At 67.1% G+C, this 15,485-nt stretch carries 17 protein-coding genes; 6 read left to right on the top strand and 11 right to left on the bottom strand.

All coding sequences use genetic code 11. The features are described 5' to 3' along the window. Window positions 1–29 precede the first annotated feature (29 nt). The 4 genes from LXT13_RS16515 to LXT13_RS16500 all read right to left on the bottom strand — a co-directional run bounded on the left by LXT13_RS16515 (window position 30) and on the right by LXT13_RS16500 (window position 2,505). A complete protein-coding gene (locus tag LXT13_RS16515; protein ID WP_233373056.1) occupies window positions 30–374 on the bottom strand; it encodes a protein tyrosine phosphatase family protein in 345 nt (114 codons plus the stop codon). A gap of 9 nt (window positions 375–383) precedes the next feature. Continuing rightward, a complete protein-coding gene (locus LXT13_RS16510; protein ID WP_233373055.1) occupies window positions 384–830 on the bottom strand; it encodes a GatB/YqeY domain-containing protein in 447 nt (148 codons plus the stop codon). Window positions 831–933: 103 nt separating this feature from the next. Next, window positions 934–1,146, bottom strand: coding sequence for a 30S ribosomal protein S21 (gene rpsU / locus LXT13_RS16505; protein WP_012346814.1), 213 nt, complete (start codon window positions 1,144–1,146; stop codon window positions 934–936). Between the two features lie 132 nt (window positions 1,147–1,278). Beyond that, complete coding sequence (locus LXT13_RS16500; RefSeq protein WP_233373217.1) at window positions 1,279–2,505, bottom strand: BaiN/RdsA family NAD(P)/FAD-dependent oxidoreductase; 1,227 nt, start codon at window positions 2,503–2,505, stop codon at window positions 1,279–1,281. Between the two features lie 168 nt (window positions 2,506–2,673). Here LXT13_RS16500 and LXT13_RS16495 point away from each other — a divergent pair, with 168 nt between their 5' ends. Further along, window positions 2,674–3,729 carry a GGDEF domain-containing protein gene (locus LXT13_RS16495; protein WP_233373054.1) on the top strand — a complete coding sequence of 352 codons (1,056 nt, stop codon included), beginning with the start codon at window positions 2,674–2,676 and terminating at the stop codon, window positions 3,727–3,729. An 18-nt stretch (window positions 3,730–3,747) separates the two neighbouring features. Here the strand turns inward: LXT13_RS16495 and LXT13_RS16490 are convergent, their stop codons facing one another. Further along, window positions 3,748–4,206 (bottom strand): EVE domain-containing protein, encoded by a 459-nt coding sequence (locus LXT13_RS16490; RefSeq protein WP_233373053.1) that lies wholly within the window; start codon window positions 4,204–4,206, stop codon window positions 3,748–3,750. A 337-nt stretch (window positions 4,207–4,543) separates the two neighbouring features. Here LXT13_RS16490 and LXT13_RS16485 point away from each other — a divergent pair, with 337 nt between their 5' ends. Beyond that, window positions 4,544–6,406: a M48 family metallopeptidase gene (locus tag LXT13_RS16485; RefSeq protein ID WP_233373052.1), complete on the top strand. Its 1,863-nt coding sequence runs from the start codon at window positions 4,544–4,546 to the stop codon at window positions 6,404–6,406. A 12-nt stretch (window positions 6,407–6,418) separates the two neighbouring features. On the opposite strand, the gene LXT13_RS16480 is transcribed toward LXT13_RS16485, so the two are convergent. From LXT13_RS16480 to LXT13_RS16455, 6 genes are all read right to left on the bottom strand, one after another. Further along, the gene (locus LXT13_RS16480; protein ID WP_233373051.1) at window positions 6,419–6,730 is read right to left on the bottom strand and encodes a cell division protein ZapA; all 312 of its coding nucleotides are present in this window, start codon (window positions 6,728–6,730) and stop codon (window positions 6,419–6,421) included. After that, on the bottom strand, window positions 6,727–6,942 hold the full coding sequence (locus LXT13_RS16475; RefSeq protein WP_233373050.1) for a DUF904 domain-containing protein: 216 nt from the start codon (window positions 6,940–6,942) through the stop codon (window positions 6,727–6,729). Before LXT13_RS16475 ends, LXT13_RS16480 begins: the two co-directional genes overlap by 4 nt. A gap of 13 nt (window positions 6,943–6,955) precedes the next feature. Further along, window positions 6,956–7,600, bottom strand: coding sequence for an endonuclease III (nth, locus tag LXT13_RS16470; protein ID WP_233373049.1), 645 nt, complete (start codon window positions 7,598–7,600; stop codon window positions 6,956–6,958). Between the two features lie 10 nt (window positions 7,601–7,610). Then, entirely contained in the window at window positions 7,611–8,255 is a 645-nt protein-coding gene (rsxB, locus tag LXT13_RS16465) for an electron transport complex subunit RsxB (RefSeq protein ID WP_233373048.1), read from the bottom strand. Then, the gene (locus tag LXT13_RS16460) at window positions 8,252–9,574 is read right to left on the bottom strand and encodes a polyhydroxyalkanoate depolymerase (protein ID WP_233373047.1); all 1,323 of its coding nucleotides are present in this window, start codon (window positions 9,572–9,574) and stop codon (window positions 8,252–8,254) included. Before LXT13_RS16460 ends, rsxB begins: the two co-directional genes overlap by 4 nt. Window positions 9,575–9,692: 118 nt before the next feature. After that, a complete protein-coding gene (locus LXT13_RS16455) occupies window positions 9,693–10,880 on the bottom strand; it encodes an amino acid aminotransferase (protein WP_233373046.1) in 1,188 nt (395 codons plus the stop codon). Between the two features lie 104 nt (window positions 10,881–10,984). Between LXT13_RS16455 and uvrB the strand changes: the two genes are divergently transcribed. The 4 genes from uvrB to iscU all read left to right on the top strand — a co-directional run bounded on the left by uvrB (window position 10,985) and on the right by iscU (window position 15,481). After that, entirely contained in the window at window positions 10,985–13,114 is a 2,130-nt protein-coding gene (uvrB, locus tag LXT13_RS16450) for an excinuclease ABC subunit UvrB (RefSeq protein WP_233373045.1), read from the top strand. A 177-nt stretch (window positions 13,115–13,291) separates the two neighbouring features. Next, a complete protein-coding gene (gene iscR, locus LXT13_RS16445; RefSeq protein WP_025563988.1) occupies window positions 13,292–13,825 on the top strand; it encodes a Fe-S cluster assembly transcriptional regulator IscR in 534 nt (177 codons plus the stop codon). Window positions 13,826–13,854: 29 nt separating this feature from the next. Beyond that, window positions 13,855–15,075, top strand: a complete 1,221-nt coding sequence (locus tag LXT13_RS16440) for an IscS subfamily cysteine desulfurase (RefSeq protein WP_233373044.1) — start codon at window positions 13,855–13,857, stop codon at window positions 15,073–15,075. 10 nt (window positions 15,076–15,085) lie between these two features. Beyond that, window positions 15,086–15,481, top strand: a complete 396-nt coding sequence (gene iscU, locus LXT13_RS16435) for a Fe-S cluster assembly scaffold IscU (protein ID WP_233373043.1) — start codon at window positions 15,086–15,088, stop codon at window positions 15,479–15,481. Window positions 15,482–15,485: the final 4 nt, after the last annotated feature.

Here is a 15,485-nt window from a genome sequence, read left to right as displayed (position 1 = left end):
GGCGTCCCGGGGAAAGCCCGAGGTCAGTGTCAGCCGGCCTGCTGCGCCTGCAGGAACAGCCGCGTCGAACGCGCGCCCGAGCGGCAGAACGCCAGCAGCGGCCGAGGCAGCTCCTGCAGCAGTTGTGCGAAGGCAGCGATTTCTTCCGGCGACTGGTAGCCGCCGGCCACGGGCAGGTGCCTGTAGGCGAGGCCGGCTGCTTCGGCGGCGGCCTGGATCTGGGCCGACGTCGGCTGATCGGGGCCGTGCTCGAAATCGGGCCGGTTGTTGATGACGCTCTTGAAGCCCATCGCGGCGGCCTCGGCCATCGCCTCGGGTGTCAATTGCGGGGCGACGCAAACGTCGGGTGTCAGCGCTTGCAGCGGCAGGCTCATGGCATCTCCTTACTTGGCCAGTGCAGTCTTGACCGCGGCGGACACGGTGCTCATTTCCGCGACGCCACCCAGCTGGGCCTTGGCGGCGGCCATGACCTTGCCCATGTCGCCGGGGCCGCTGGCGCCCAGCTCCGCGACGATGGCGGCGACCTTCTCGGCGACGGCCTCCGCACTCAGTCGCTCGGGCAGGTAGGTCTGCAGCACGTTCAGCTCGGCGGTTTCCTTGGCGACGAGGTCGTCACGGCCCGCGGCGCCGAACTGGCTGATCGAGTCTTTGCGCTGCTTGATGAGCTTGTCGATGATGGCCACGAGGGCGGCGTCATCTACGGTGATGCGCTCGTCGACTTCCTTCTGCTTGACGGCGGCTAGCAGGCTGCGGATCGTCAGAAGGCGGTCGGCTTCCTTGGCGCGCATCGCGGCCTTCATGTCTTCGGTGATGCGGTCTTTGAGGCTCATGGGCGTGAGGGTAAGCAAAAACGAAAGCCCGCGACAGCGTCCTGTGGCGGGCTTTGGAGTCAAGCCGGGGCGGTAAGGACCCCGGGTCGCGTCAGAGACGTTCTCAGTACAGCTTCTTGGGCAGCTGCATGCTGCGCACGCGCTTGTAGTGGCGCTTGACGGCCGCGGCCTTCTTGCGCTTGCGCTCGGCAGTGGGCTTCTCGTAGAACTCGCGGGCGCGGAGTTCGGTCAGCAGGCCCAGCTTTTCGATGGTGCGCTTGAAGCGGCGCAGGGCGACGTCGAACGGCTCGTTTTCCTTGACGCGGATGGTGGTCATGTAGTTCCTTCAGATTGCGCTCGGTGTTCGCGGCTGGATCAGCAGCAGGTTCCGGATTACTGCCTCACTTGGAGAAAGCAGCGAATCGACGCGCGGGGTTTGCCAGCAAAGCCGAGGATTGTAGCCGGGAAATCAAGCACTTGCCAAATTCGCGCTGGCGGCGCTCAGCGCCTGTGCGCAGGCGGCCGCGCTGGCCCAGGCCCACTGGAAGTTGTAGCCCCCCAGCCAGCCCGTCACGTCCACCACTTCGCCAATGAAATGCAGGCCCGGCACACGCTTGCTTTCCATCGTCTGTGAGCTCAGTTCCCGCGTGTCCACCCCGCCACGCATGACCTCGGCCTTGCGCCAGCCTTCGTCGCCGCTGGGCATCAACTGCCATTCGTGGACGCTGCGACCCAGACGCTGCAGGTCGGCATCGCGGCACTCGGGCATTGAGCGGGCGGCGTCCAGGCCGGCGCGGTCGAGCCAGGCGGCGGCCAGCCGCTGCGGCAGCCGGGCGGCGAACTCGTTGCCGAGTTGGCGGCGCGACGTGGCCTTGGCAGCCATCAGATCCTTATCGAGCTGCAGTTCCGGCGCGAGATTGATCTGCAGCGGCTGGCCGTCGTTGCGGTAGCTGGAGATCTGCAGGATGGCCGGCCCGCTCAGGCCGCGGTGCGTGAACAGCAGGTCTTCCAGAAAGCGGATGCGCGCCTTGCCGCTGCCGCAGGACACCTCGACCGGCAGCGACAGGCCGGCCAGTGCAGCGAATGGCGCCCAGGCCTCGGCATCGAACGTCAGCGGCACCAGCGCAGGGCGCGGTTCGACGATGCGATGGCCCAGTTGCCGGGCCAGGCGCAGACCCCAGTCGCTCGCGCCGATCTTGGGTACGGGCAGACCGCCGGTGGCCACCACGAGCTGGCGAGTGGTGACGGTGCCTTGACTGGTGTCCAGCTCGAAGCCGCTGCCAGCCACCGGCCGCACGTCGGCGACCGTGCATGGCTGCCAGCGCGTGACGCCGCCGGCCTCGCATTCCTGCACCAGCAGGCGGATGATTTGCTCGCTGCTGTCGTCGCAGAACAACTGACCCTTGTGCTTCTCATGGAAGGCGATGCCATGGCGCTGCACGAGCTTGATGAAGTCCTGCGGGGTGTAGCGGGCCAGCGCCGAACGGCAGAAGGCGGGGTTCTCGGACAGGAAGTTGGCCGGGGCTGCTTCGCGATTCGTGAAATTGCACCGGCCGCCACCCGAGATACGGATCTTTTCAGCCAGTCGTGGCGCATGGTCGATGAGCAAGACCTTGACACCCCGCTGGCCGGCTTGTCCGGCGCAGAACAGGCCTGCGGCGCCTGCCCCCACCACCACCGCGTCGAAACCCTGCATAAACCTCCCGTTCATGGGGCCGGATTGTCGCGGGTCCAGGTGTTGAAACTCGTTAGGATGGGCGGCATGTGATGCCCGAGGCCTTCTAGGGGGGAGGCCCGATTCGTGGGGTGAGGCCGCCTTGCTGGCCGCACTGACGCCCCACTACAGTCTTTCGACACCTTTGGCATGCCCTGGTTCCCCGCCGGTGGCATGGATTGCATCGACAACGATCCCATGGACATGACCGCCGACTCCACCTCGACGCAGCCCGGCAGCCTGGCACTGTGGCTGGCCGAGCATGCCGAGCTGGGCGGGGACGCACTGGCCGGCATGGTGTCGCTGATCGAGCCTTTGGGCAGCCAGGCCGCCATCAAGGCCGTGGCGACCGGTCGTTACGTTGTGGCCAGCGCCGGCCTCGCGCAGATGTTCGAGTGCGACAACGTCATCGGCCGCACCGATGCTGAAGTCCTGACGCCGGACGAGACGACGGCGCTGCGCCGCGTCGAGCAGACGGTGATGGCCCAGCGCCACCCGGTGGCGTCCGAGCACAAGCTGGAGATCAAGGGGCGCCGACGCGAATTCAGCGTGACGCGGCTGGCACTCGGGACCGAGTTCCTGCTGTCCGTCTGGCATGAGCGCACCGAGGAGCGGCATCGCGAGGTGCAGCTTCAGCGCGCGCTCGCCCAGATCGAGCAGCAGCAGGCGGCGCTGGAGCAGATCCGCCGCGAACTGCAGCAGGGCTCGGGCCGGGACGAGGTCTCGGGCCTCTACATGCGTCCGCAGTTCGACGACCTGCTGCTGCGGGAAATCGACCTGTCGTCGCGTGAGCATCGCGAGTTCGCGCTGGTCGTCATTGCGCTGGACGCCTCGCCAGCGGTCGCGGGGCTGGGTGAGGAGGCGCAACAGCGGCTGCTCGAAGGCATCGGCCGGATGCTGCGCGCCAACACGCGGGCGATGGACTCGGCGTGCCGCATCGGCGCGCAGCGCTTCGCGGTGCTGCTGTCCGGCGTCGGTCTGGCGACGGCGCACGCCCGCATGGAGCAGCTGCGCCGCCAGTGTGCGGCGCAGATCGTCGTGCTCAACGGCGAAGACCTGGGCCTGTCGATCTCAATGGGTGTCTCCAGCTTCCCGCACACGGCGTCCCGCCAGGACGAGTTGATGGCGGCCAGCGAGGCGGCCGTTCACGAAGCGCAGCGCCGCGGCGGCAACCAGGTGGTGCTGGCGTCGATCTCGTTCGGCTGACGGCGGCGTCAGGCGCGCTCAGGCGGTGTGAAGCCGCTTCAGCACGGCCTGCCATTCCTGTGGCGAGACGGGCGTGATGGACAGGCGGTTGCCTCGCTGCAGCACCTGCATGGACGCGAGCTCGGGCGCCTCGCGCATTTCCTTCAGGCTCAGCAACCGGGTGGTCTCGCGCCAACGGACGTCCACATGCAGCCAGCGCGGTACTTCGCGGGGCGATTTGGCGTCGAAGTAGGGGCTCGCGGGATCGAATTGCGTGGCGTCCGGGTAGGCCGCGCTGCATACCTCGGCCAGGCCGGCGACACCCGGCTCGGGGCATGATGAGTGATAGAACAGCACGCCGTCGCCTAACCGCATGACGTCGCGCATGAAGTTGCGCGCCTGGTAGTTGCGCACGCCCGTCCAAGGCAGCGTGCCGGCGCGTTGCAGGTCGAGGATGGAGGCCTCGTCGGGCTCCGATTTCATCAGCCAGTAGTTCATCGGCCGATGCTAAGTGAGGAGGCGAACGGGAAGGTGTCCACCGCGAATCCTGGGGGCCGAGATCCTGAACACCCTGGGGTATACAGGTGGGCGAGGTCAGCCGGACTTCGGGTTCATCTGACGCGAGACGATCACGCCCGTCCGGAATATTCCAAGCCCTTGCTCAAAGAGCATCGGATGAAGGAAATAAAAGCCCCGGGGACTGCGGTGGACAGCACGAATTCTAAGACCTGAGACATCGCCCTGGCGCCGATGGGGCTGAGGCAGCGCAAAGCTTGGCTAGCATGCGCGCCCGACAAGCAACCAGGCGATGCGGCAGGGCCGCGGGAGGCATTCGATGGACCAGGCCGAATTCGTGCACCTAGTGCGGCTGAGCGAGCAGGCCAGCGCGCAGGACAGCCGCGCTTACCGACGCAATGTCGCAATGTTCGCGGCGCTCGGCTATGCGTGGGTCATCGGCTGCTTGGTGCTGGCCACCGGCCTGATCGTCTGGCTAGTGCCGCGCCTGCTGCACGGACGCTTCCGCTTCGCGCTGGTGTGGGGTCTGCTGGCCGCGCTCGGCCTGTTGTGGGCCAGCCTGCGGGCGCTGTGGCTGCGCTTCGATGCGCCCGACGGCGTGACCCTCACGGCGAGCGACGCACCGCTGCTGTTCGAAGCACTGGAGCGCATCCGCAAGAAGATCCAGGGCCCGCCCATCCACGCGGTCTATCTCGATGGTGAGTTCAACGCCAGCATCCAGCAGACACCGCGCTGGGGGCTGCTGGGTGGCGCCGTCAACACGCTGACGCTGGGCCTGCCGATGCTGATGGCGCTGGACCGCCAGCGGTTGCTGGCCGTGCTGACGCACGAGTACGGACACCTGCGCGGAGACCATGGTCGGTTCGCGGCGTGGATTTATCGCACGCGCCTGTCGTGGATGCGGCTGCACGACAGCATCCGCGGCGATCAGAACGTCGCCTCGGCGGCGACGCAGGCCTTCCTGAACTGGTACTTCCCGCGCTTCGCGGCCCGCACCTTCGCGCTGGCGCGGCAGGACGAGTACGAGGCCGACCGCATCTCAGGCCGGCTGCTTGGCACGGACGTGGCGACGGCAGCGCTTGTGGAGATCGAGGTCAAGGGTTCCTGGCTGTCGGAACAGTTCTGGGCCGACCACTGGCGCACGGCTGCGACGACGGCGCTGCCGGTCGGCCCCTTCCAGGCGATGCGCAAGCAGCTCAACCAGACGCCCGAGCCCGATTTTGCGCGTGAGGCGCTGCGGCAGGCGCTCGCGCGGGTCAGCAATGTCTCGGACACCCACCCGGGGCTGCGCGACCGCGTCGCCGCGCTGGGCGGCCAGCCCGCGCTGCCGGAATGGTCACGGCGCAGTGCGCTGCAACTGCTGGGAGAAGGCGCCGAGCGCTGGATCGAGCACTTCGACAAGCAATGGTGCAGGGACAACGCCGACGGGTGGAAGCAGCACCACGCGTGGCTGCGCCGCGTGCGCGAGCGTGCCGACGCGCTGGCCGCCTCCCGTGCCACCAACAACGCGGCCGAGCTGGTGGAGGAGGCGTCGCTGCGGCGCCAGCTCGACCCGCATGCCGACCTGCGTCCGTTGTACGAGCTGGCACTGCAACGCAGCGACGAGCATCCGGGCGCATTGCAGGGCCTGGTGCAGACCACGCCGGCCGCCGATCGGGGTGCGCGCCTGCAGGCGCTGCAGCGCCTGTGGGACGCGAGCCGCGACTACCGCTGGTGGGCCGCACGCCGCGCCGTCGAGGCGCTGGAGACGTCTCGCGCCGGCCTCGAGCATGACGCGGCCGCGCTGAAGCTCTGGCGAGAACGCCGCAAGCAGGCGGAGGAGGCCGAGGACCGCGCCTGGGAGGAGTTGCACCAGATGCCGTACTTCAGCCAGGTGACGCGCCACGACCTGTCGACGTTCGAGCTTGGTGAAGTGCAGGCGGAACTGGCACGTTGCCGGCCGGTCGTGCGCGCCTGGCTGGTGTGCAAGACGCTGCGCGAGTTCCCGCGTCGCCGGGCCTACCTGGCCTTCGTCGAGCTGCCCGGCATGGCGGATGAGGACCGGTACGAGCTGTGCCGCTGGCTCGAACAGCACCTGAGCCTGCCCGGCCCGGTGCTCGTGCTGTGGGCCGGTGAGGCACCGACGCTGGACGAGATCCGCCGCGGTGCCTTCGAGCCGGTCTACCCGCAGGTCGTTGCCTAGAACCGCTGGCGCCTAGAGCAGCTGGCCGTCGTGGCCCAGCGCCTCGTCGAGGCGCTTGATCAGGGCGTCGAGGTCGGGCGACGCGATGTCCGGTGAACCGGCTGGCGCCGCCGGCGCTTCGCGGGGTGCGTCGGCCAGCTGGTAGGCGAGGTTCAATGCGGCCAGCACGGCGATGCGCTCGCGCGCCTTGACCTTGCCCGCATCGCGGATGGCGCTCATCTCGCGGTCCACCTGGGCCACGGCGGCCGCCAGCGCGGCCTCGCCGCCTTCCGGACAGCCGAGCAGGTAGCTCTGGCCCATGATGGTGACTTCCATCTGCTTCATGGCTGCTCTTGTTCCTTGGGGGCTTCGACCGGCAGGCGTTCCAGCAGCGCGTCCACGCGCGCGCGGGCCGCGTTCAGGCGCGAACGCAGGCTGTCGCGCTCCTGTGTGAGGGTCGCGATCTGCTCCTGCAGCAGGGCATTGGTCCGGGAGATTTCGTCGTGGCGCAACAGCAGGCGTTCGACGCGGTCGGTCAGGTCGGTCAGGCTGGCCATGGCGGAGTTGGAATCAGGCGGTGGCGGATTTTAGGTGCCGGCCGTGGTCGCATTCGTTGACGACGGCGCAGGCCTCGCACAGCGGGCGGCGCGCCTGGCAGACGTAGCGGCCATGCAGGATAAGCCAGTGGTGTGCGTCCACGAGGTAGGCCTCGGGTACGCGTTCCAGCAGGCCCAGCTCAACGGCCAGCGGCGTCTTGCCGAGTGCGAGGCCCGTGCGATTGCTGACGCGGAAGATGTGGGTATCCACGGCCATCGTCGGCTCGCCGAAGGCCACGTTCAGCACGACGTTGGCGGTCTTGCGGCCGACGCCCGGCAGCGCCTCCAGCGCCTCGCGCGAGCGGGGCACCTCGCCGCCGTGCTGGTCGATCAGGATGCGGCACGTCTCCAGCAGGTGTCGCGCCTTGCTGCGGTACAGGCCGATGGTCTTGATGTAGGCCTCCAGCCCTTCGGTGCCGAGGGCGAGGATCTGCGCCGGCGCGTTGGCCACGGCAAACAGGCGCCGTGTGGCCTTGTTGACGCCGACGTCGGTGGCCTGGGCCGACAGCAGCACGGCCGTCAGCAGCTCGAAGACGCTGGCGAATTCCAGCTCGGTCTGCGGTGCCGGGTTGGCGGCCTTCAGCGTGGCGAAGAAGCGGTCGATCTGCGCGGCGTTCATGCCGGCATTGTCAGGTCCGTTTGGCACGGGCCCGAGCCAGCGCGGCCTCGATGATGGCGCGCTTGCGGTCGAGCATCGCCGGGTCCGTGATGACAGAGGCGGCGGCGACATCGGCCAGTTTGGCTTCGGCCTTGGCCATCAGACGTGCGTCGTTCTCCTGCACATCGCGCTGGCGGCGGAACTGATGGAAGGCATAGCGCTCGCGCGCCTCGTCGGCCTGCGGCTGGCTCCAGGCAGCCCAGCCGGTGGTCACTGTGACCTCGGGCATGGAGATGCAGTCCACCGGGCAGACCGGCACGCATAGCTCGCAGCCGGTGCACTGCGCGGCGACGACGACGTGCATGGCCTTCGGCGCGCCGACGATGCAGTCGACCGGGCATGCCTTGATGCACAGCGTGCAGCCGATGCACCAGGCCTCGTCGATGACGGCCACGCCCCTCGTCGCCTCCACGCCGTTGGCTGGGTTCAGCGGTAGGGCGGGGCGGTGGGTGAGGGCGGCGAGCCGCGTCACGCCCTCGGCGCCGCCCGGCGGGCATTGGTTGATATTTGCATCACCGGCGGCCACGGCCTCGGCATAGGCCCGGCAGTCCGGGTAGCCGCACCGGGTGCACTGGGTCTGCGGTAGCGCGGCGTCGATGCGGTCCGCGAGGCTCACGCGCGGCGCTTGCGGGCTGGCGCGGCCGGCTTGGCCGCCACCTTGACGGGGGCCTTGGCCGTCTTCTTCAACGGTGCGGCTTCGTATTTGGCGATGAAGTCGCGCACCTGCGGGTAGACGTTGTCGCGCCAGCGGCGGCCCGAGAAGATGCCATAGTGGCCGGCGCCGACCGCGTCATAGTGAACCTGGTGTTCCTTGGCTACGCCCGAGCAGAGGTCGTGCGCCGCACGCGTCTGGCCGGCGCCTGAGATGTCGTCCAGCTCGCCCTCGACGGTCAGCAGCGCGGTGGTCTTGATGTCCTGCGGACGCACGAACTGGCCCTCCACTTCCCAGGTACCGTTGACTAGCGCGAAGTCCTGGAACACGGTCTTGATCGTATCCAGGTAGTACTCGGCCGGCATGTCCAGCACGGCGTTGTATTCATCGTAGAAGCGGCGGTGGGCCTCGGCGCCCTCGTCATCGCCGCGCACCAGGTCCAGGAAGTAGTCGTAGTGCGAAGACAGGTGGCGGTCCGGATTCATCGCGACGAAACCGGTGTGTTGCAGGAAGCCCGGGTAGACCGCGCGGCCGGCGCCGGGGAAGTTGGTCGGCACGCGGTAGATGACGTTGTTCTCGAACCAGCTGAAGCTGCGGTTCATCGCCAGGTTGTTGACCGCCGTTGGGCTCTTGCGGGCGTCGATGGGGCCGCCCATCATCGTCATGCTGCGCGGCGTCGGCTCGCCGTTGCTGGCCATCAGCGAGATGGCGGCCAACACGGGCACGGTGGGCTGGCAGACGGAGATGACGTGGCAGTCCGCGCCGCCGATGAGGCGGATGAAGTCCTGCACGTAGAAGATGTAGTCGTCCAGGTGGAACGGACCCACCTCCAGCGGGACCATGCGAGCGTCGGTCCAGTCGGTGATGTAGACCTTGTGGTCCTTCAGCAACTGGCGGACGGTGTCGCGCAGAAGCGTGCTGTGGTGGCCTGACAGCGGCGCCACGACCAGCACCGTGGGCTGGTCCTTCATCTTGGCCAGCACGGCCTGATCATCGGTGTAGCGCTTGAAGCGCAGCAACCGGCAGAACGGCTTCTCCAGCGCCACCAGCTCCTGCACGGCCACGTCGACGCCGTCCACCTCGACCGTCTTGATGTCGAACTGGGGCTTCTCGTAGTCCTTGGCGAGGCGGTGCGCCAGGTCCAGGCCGGCCGACAGCCTCTGCGCCATCGGCGTGTGCGCAAAGGGCGACAGCGGGTGGCTGTAGAGCTTGGCCGACGCGGCGGCGAACTCCGAGAACGGGCTGAGCAGGGCGCGCTGGGTTTCGAAGAGCTGGTACAGCATGGCGGCCTTGGAAACGGAGATGGAGCGTTGATGGTGCCAGAAAACGGTTGCAGCATTGTGCGCTGCAACATGGATTGGCGGTCAAACCGCCAATCCTCCGCACTTCAACGGTGCGTGCTCAGCCCTTCATGACGGCCGCCATGCCGGCCGCGACGGTCGGCAGGTTGCCCTCGTTCAGCGCGGCGACGCAGATGCGGCCCGAGTCCACGCCATAGACGCCGAACTCGTTGCGCAGGCGCTGCATCTGGGCGGCGCTGAGGCCCGAGTAGCTGAACATGCCCAGCTGCTCGGTCACGAAGCCCAGGTCCTGCGTGATGCCGGCGGCCTTCAGCGCGCTCACCAGCGCCGAGCGCATGGCCTTGATGCGCACGCGCATGCCGGCCAGCTCCTCCTCCCACATCGCGCGCAGCTTGTCGTCGGACAGCACGGCGGCTACGACCTGGGCGCCATGCGTCGGCGGGTTGGAGTAGTTCGTGCGGATCATGATCTTCAGCTGCGAAAGTACGCGCGTCGCTTCCTCGTCGCCGGTGCAGACGACGCTCAGTGCGCCGACGCGCTCGCCGTACAGCGAGAAGCTCTTGGAGAAGCTGGTCGACACAAAGAAGCCGATGCCGGCGGCCATAAACTGACGCACCGCCTCACCGTCTTCCTTGAGGCCGAAGCCGAAGCCCTGGTAGGCCATGTCCAGGAACGGCGTCAGGCCACGGGCCTTGACGGTGGCGACGACCTGGGCCCATTGCGCGGCCGTGATGTCGTAGCCGGTCGGGTTGTGGCAGCAGGCGTGCAGCACGACGACGGTGCCGGCCGGCGCCGCGTTCAGCGCGGCCAGCATGCCGTCGAAGTTGATGCCCTTCTTGGCGGCGTCGTAGTAGGGATAGGTTTCGACGGTGAAGCCGGCCTGTGTGAACAGCGCGCGGTGGTTCTCCCAGCTCGGGTCGGAGATCAGCACCTTGGCGCCGGGCGTCAGATGCTTCAGGAAGTCGGCGCCGACCTTGAGCGCGCCAGTGCCGCCGAGGGCCTGGACGGTGGCGACATGCTTCAGTTCGCTGCCGAAGACCAGCTTTTGCACGGCCTTGTCATAGGCGGCGATGCCGTCGATGGGCAGATAGCCGCGCGGCTTGGGCGCGGCGGCCATCGCCTTCTCGGCCTCCTGCACGCACTTCAGCAGCGGCAGCTTGCCGTTCTCGTCGTAGTAGACGCCCACGCCGAGGTTGACCTTGCCGGGGCGGGTGTCGGCGTTGAACTGCTCGTTCAGGCCCAGGATGGGGTCACGGGGGGCCAAAGTGACGTCGGCGAACAAAGACATGGCGGATTCCTGAAAGGGCGTTGGCAGCAGGGGGAGGGCGGCAGGTCAGGCTCTGCGATAGGCTGACGGATTGCGCAAGCCGCCGATTTTCCCAGGATTCCCCCATGCAAGACGCGCTGAACGCCATCGCCACCCCCGAGGGTGACACCGAGGAACGCAAGGGCGAATTCGTCAGCTTCGAAGGCTCCCCGTTCCAACTGTTCCAGCCTTTCCCTCCGGCGGGGGATCAGCCGACCGCCATCGCCCGGCTCGTGGAGGGTGTGAACGACGGCCTGAGCTACCAGACGCTGTTGGGCGTGACGGGCTCCGGCAAGACCTTCACGATGGCCAACGTCATCGCCCGGCTGGGCCGGCCGGCCATCGTCTTTGCGCCCAACAAGACGCTGGCCGCGCAGCTTTACAGCGAGTTCAAGGATTTCTTTCCGAAGAACGCGGTCGAGTACTTCGTCAGCTATTACGACTACTACCAGCCCGAGGCCTACGTGCCGCAGCGCGACCTGTTCATCGAGAAGGACAGCGCGATCAACGAGCACATCGAGCAGATGCGGCTCTCCTGCACGAAGAGCCTGCTGGAGCGGCGCGACGTGGTCATTGTCGCGTCGGTGTCGGCCATCTACGGCATCGGCTCGCCTGCGGACTACCACCAGATGGTCATGACGCTGCGCGTGGGCGACAAGATGGGTCAGCGCGACGTCATTGCGCACCTGATCCGCATGCAGTACACGCGCAACGAGATGGAGTTCAGCCGCGGCCACTTCCGCGTGCGCGGCGACACCATCGACGTCTTCCCGGCCGAGCATTCGGAGCTGGCGCTTCGCATTGAGCTGTTCGACGACGAGGTGGAGGGCCTGTCGCTGTTCGATCCGCTGACGGGCAAGATCCGCCAGAAGATCCCGCGCTTCACCGTCTACCCCAGCAGCCACTATGTGACGCCGCGCGAGCGCGTGCTCGCGGCCGCAGAGGCGATCAAGCAGGAGCTGCGCGAGCGCGTCGACTTCTTCGTCAAGGAAGGCAAGCTGGTGGAGGCGCAGCGCATCGAGCAGCGCACCCGCTTCGACCTGGAGATGCTGCAGGAAGTCGGTCACTGCAAGGGCATCGAGAACTACACGAGGCACCTTTCCGGAGCCCAGCCGGGCGATCCGCCGCCGACGCTGGTGGACTACCTGCCGCCGGACGCCGTCATGTTCCTGGACGAAAGCCACGTGCTGATTGGCCAGTTCGGCGGCATGTACAACGGTGACCGGGCGCGCAAGACCACGCTGGTGGAGTACGGCTTCCGCCTGCCGTCGGCGCTGGACAACCGGCCGCTGAAGTTCGCCGAGTTCGAGCGCAAGATGCGCCAGGCCGTCTTCGTGTCGGCCACGCCCGGGCAGTACGAGCAGGACAACGCCGGCCAGGTCGTGGAGCAGGTCGTGCGGCCGACCGGCCTGGTGGACCCGATCGTCGAGGTTCGGCCGGCCACGCACCAGGTCGACGACGTTCTGCAGGAGATCCGAGAGCGGGTCGATGTCAACGAGCGTGTGCTGATCACGACGCTGACCAAGCGCATGGCTGAGCAGCTGACGGACTATCTCAGCGACAACGGAGTCAAGGTGCGCTACCTGCACTCCGACGTGGACACCGTGGAGCGCGTCGAGATCCTGCGCGACCTGCGGCTGGGTGCCTTCGACGTGCTGGTGGGAATCAACCTCCTGCGCGAGGGCCTGGACATTCCCGAGGTCTCGCTGGTAGCCATCCTGGACGCCGACAAGGAAGGCTTCCTGCGGGCGGAGCGCAGCCTGATCCAGACAATCGGCCGCGCAGCGCGTAATCTGAACGGCAAGGCCATCCTGTACGCGGACAGGATCACCGACTCCATGAAGAAGGCCATCGGCGAGACCGAGCGGCGCCGCGCAAAGCAGATCGCCTTCAACGCGGAGAACGGCATCACGCCGCGCAGCGTGCAAAAGCGGATCAAGGACCTGATCGACGGCGTCTATTCGGAAGAGGCCGGTCGGGACGACGCGAAGCTGCTCGCCGCGGCGCAGGTCGAGGACTTGTCGGAAAAGGATCTGGCCAAACGTATCGCCCAGCTGGAAAAGCAGATGCTGGAGCACGCCCGCAACCTCGAATTCGAGAAGGCGGCACGCCTGCGGGACCAGCTGGCCCAACTGCGCGAGCAGGCGTTTGGCGCCCGCGTGCACGACAACATCGTGCCGCTGGAGTCGGCGCGCAAGGCCGGTTCCGCGCGCTGACTGCTGCGCTGCAGCAAAGACCCGGTTGAAACCCGGGCTATCGCCCCAACCCTGAGAGCGGTCGTGTAGTCGAGTAAAATCATCGGAAATGAATCGCTCGGCTATTGTCCCGTGAGTACGGGGTAACCCGAAACCGTTCGCCTGACCCTGGGTTCGGCGGCTCGCCAAGGAGTTTTTATGCGTCTCACCACCAAAGGTCGGTTTGCGGTCACCGCCATGTTGGACCTGGCCCTGCGCGAGAACACCGGCCCCGTCGCGTTGGCGGCGATTAGCCAGCGTCAGCAGATCTCGCTGTCCTATCTTGAGCAGCTGTTCGGCAAGCTGCGCCGCCATGAGCTCGTGGAAAGCACCCGCGGACCTGGCGGCGGCTACTCGCTGGGCCGCAAAGCCGAGGACATCACCGTGGCCGACATCATCGTCGCCGTAGACGAGGCGCTGGACGCCACCGGTTGCGGCGGCAAGGAGAACTGCATGGGCGAGGACAGCGGCCGCTGCATCACCCATGAGCTCTGGACCAACCTGAACGCCAAGATGATCGAGTACCTCGACAGCGTGTCGCTGCGCAAGCTGGCCGACGAGCAACTGGCCAAGGGCTTCGAGGTCGAGGCGGCGCCGGTCAAGCGGGCGATCTCCAGCCAGCCGGTGCTCAAGCCCATCCGCGTGACCGCGCCGAACTCGGTGTTCGCCCTAGGCGGCGCGTTCAGCAAGTAAGACAAGAACTCAAAACAAGCAGTCGTTCCATGGACATGACCCCGCATTTCCCGATCTACCTCGACTACGGCGCCACGACGCCGTGCGATCCCCGTGTGGTGGACGCGATGATCCCCTGGCTGCGCGAGCATTTCGGCAACCCGGCATCGCGCAGCCATGCCTGGGGCTGGGAAGCGGAAGAGGCGGTCGAGAAGGCGCGCACGCAGGTCGCCGAGCTGATTGGTGCCGACCCGCGCGAGATCGTCTGGACGTCCGGCGCCACCGAGTCCAACAACCTCGCGCTGAAGGGTGCTGCGCAGTTCTACAAGACGCGCGGCAAGCACCTCATCACGGTGAAGACCGAGCACAAGGCCGTGCTCGACACGATGCGTGAGCTGGAGCGCCAGGGCTTCGACGTGACCTATCTCGACGTGCTGGAGAACGGCCTCGTCGACCTGGAGGCCTTCAAGGCCGCGCTGCGGCCGGACACCATCCTGGCGTCCGTCATGTACGTGAACAACGAGATCGGCGTCATCCAGGACGTCGTCGCACTGGGCAATCTGTGCCGCGAGCGCGGCATCATCTTCCACGTCGACGCGGCCCAGGCGACCGGCAAGGTTCAGATCGACCTGACGCAGCTACCCATCGACCTGATGAGCCTGGCCTCGCACAAGACCTACGGCCCCAAGGGCATCGGTGCCCTGTATGTGCGCCGCAAGCCGCGCGTGCGCCTGGAAGCGCAGATGCACGGCGGCGGCCACGAGCGTGGCATGCGCTCGGGCACGCTGCCGGTGCACCAGATCGTCGGCATGGGCGAGGCCTTCCGCATTGCCCGCGAGGAGATGGGCGCGGAGAGCGAACGCATTCGTGCGCTGCACAACCGCCTTGTGAACGGCCTCTCCGGCATCGAGCAGACCTTCATTAACGGTGACCTCGAACAGCGCGTGCCTCACAACCTGAACATCTCGTTTAACTTCGTCGAGGGCGAGTCGTTGATCATGGGTGTCAAGGGGCTGGCGGTGTCGTCCGGCTCCGCCTGCACGTCGGCTAGCCTGGAGCCCAGCTACGTTCTGCGCGCGCTGGGCCGCAGCGACGAGCTGGCGCACAGCTCGCTGCGCATGACCATTGGCCGCTTCACGACCGAAGAAGAGATCGACTACGCCATCAGCGTGCTGACCGACCGGGTTGCCAAGCTGCGCGAGCTGTCCCCGCTGTGGGATATGTACAAGGACGGCGTGGACCTGAGCACCATCCAGTGGGCAGCCCACTGAGGAGAACAACATGGCATATAGCGACAAAGTCGTTGACCACTACGAAAACCCGCGCAACGTCGGCAAGTTCGACAACGGCGACGAAGACGTCGGCACCGGCATGGTCGGCGCCCCGGCCTGCGGCGACGTCATGAAGCTGCAGATCAAGGTCAATCCGGCGACCGGCAAGATCGAGGATGCCAAGTTCAAGACCTACGGCTGCGGCTCGGCCATCGCCTCTAGCTCGCTAGTGACCGAGTGGGTGAAGGGCAAGACGCTGGATGAGGCGCTGACGATCAAGAACACGCAGATCGCCGAAGAACTGGCGCTGCCGCCGGTCAAGATCCACTGCTCCATCCTGGCCGAGGACGCCATCAAGGCGGCGGTGGACGACTACCGTGCCAAGCACGCCACGACCACGGCCTGAGCCC

It is taken from the genome of Pelomonas cellulosilytica, assembly GCF_021353265.1.
Lineage (GTDB): Bacteria > Pseudomonadota > Gammaproteobacteria > Burkholderiales > Burkholderiaceae_C > Pelomonas > Pelomonas cellulosilytica.
The sequence above is the reverse complement of the archived record's forward strand: the minus strand, read 5'-3'. Positions and strand labels throughout refer to the sequence as shown.

Excerpts from the sequence above, each read along its gene's own strand:
- LXT13_RS16440 (WP_233373044.1), top strand. The coding sequence starts at position 13,855 with ATGGACATGACCCCGCATTTCCCGATCTACCTCGACTACGGCGCCACG.
- uvrB (WP_233373045.1), top strand. The coding sequence starts at position 10,985 with ATGCAAGACGCGCTGAACGCCATCGCCACCCCCGAGGGTGACACCGAG.
- LXT13_RS16500 (WP_233373217.1), bottom strand. The coding sequence starts at position 2,505 with ATGCAGGGTTTCGACGCGGTGGTGGTGGGGGCAGGCGCCGCAGGCCTG.
- LXT13_RS16490 (WP_233373053.1), bottom strand. The coding sequence starts at position 4,206 with ATGAACTACTGGCTGATGAAATCGGAGCCCGACGAGGCCTCCATCCTC.
- LXT13_RS16480 (WP_233373051.1), bottom strand. The coding sequence starts at position 6,730 with ATGAAGCAGATGGAAGTCACCATCATGGGCCAGAGCTACCTGCTCGGC.
- LXT13_RS16460 (WP_233373047.1), bottom strand. The coding sequence starts at position 9,574 with ATGCTGTACCAGCTCTTCGAAACCCAGCGCGCCCTGCTCAGCCCGTTC.
- iscU (WP_233373043.1), top strand. The coding sequence starts at position 15,086 with ATGGCATATAGCGACAAAGTCGTTGACCACTACGAAAACCCGCGCAAC.
- rpsU (WP_012346814.1), bottom strand. The coding sequence starts at position 1,146 with ATGACCACCATCCGCGTCAAGGAAAACGAGCCGTTCGACGTCGCCCTG.
- nth (WP_233373049.1), bottom strand. The coding sequence starts at position 7,600 with ATGAACGCCGCGCAGATCGACCGCTTCTTCGCCACGCTGAAGGCCGCC.
- LXT13_RS16515 (WP_233373056.1), bottom strand. The coding sequence starts at position 374 with ATGAGCCTGCCGCTGCAAGCGCTGACACCCGACGTTTGCGTCGCCCCG.
- LXT13_RS16475 (WP_233373050.1), bottom strand. The coding sequence starts at position 6,942 with ATGGCCAGCCTGACCGACCTGACCGACCGCGTCGAACGCCTGCTGTTG.
- LXT13_RS16495 (WP_233373054.1), top strand. The coding sequence starts at position 2,674 with ATGCCCTGGTTCCCCGCCGGTGGCATGGATTGCATCGACAACGATCCC.
- LXT13_RS16510 (WP_233373055.1), bottom strand. The coding sequence starts at position 830 with ATGAGCCTCAAAGACCGCATCACCGAAGACATGAAGGCCGCGATGCGC.
- iscR (WP_025563988.1), top strand. The coding sequence starts at position 13,292 with ATGCGTCTCACCACCAAAGGTCGGTTTGCGGTCACCGCCATGTTGGAC.
- LXT13_RS16485 (WP_233373052.1), top strand. The coding sequence starts at position 4,544 with ATGGACCAGGCCGAATTCGTGCACCTAGTGCGGCTGAGCGAGCAGGCC.
- LXT13_RS16455 (WP_233373046.1), bottom strand. The coding sequence starts at position 10,880 with ATGTCTTTGTTCGCCGACGTCACTTTGGCCCCCCGTGACCCCATCCTG.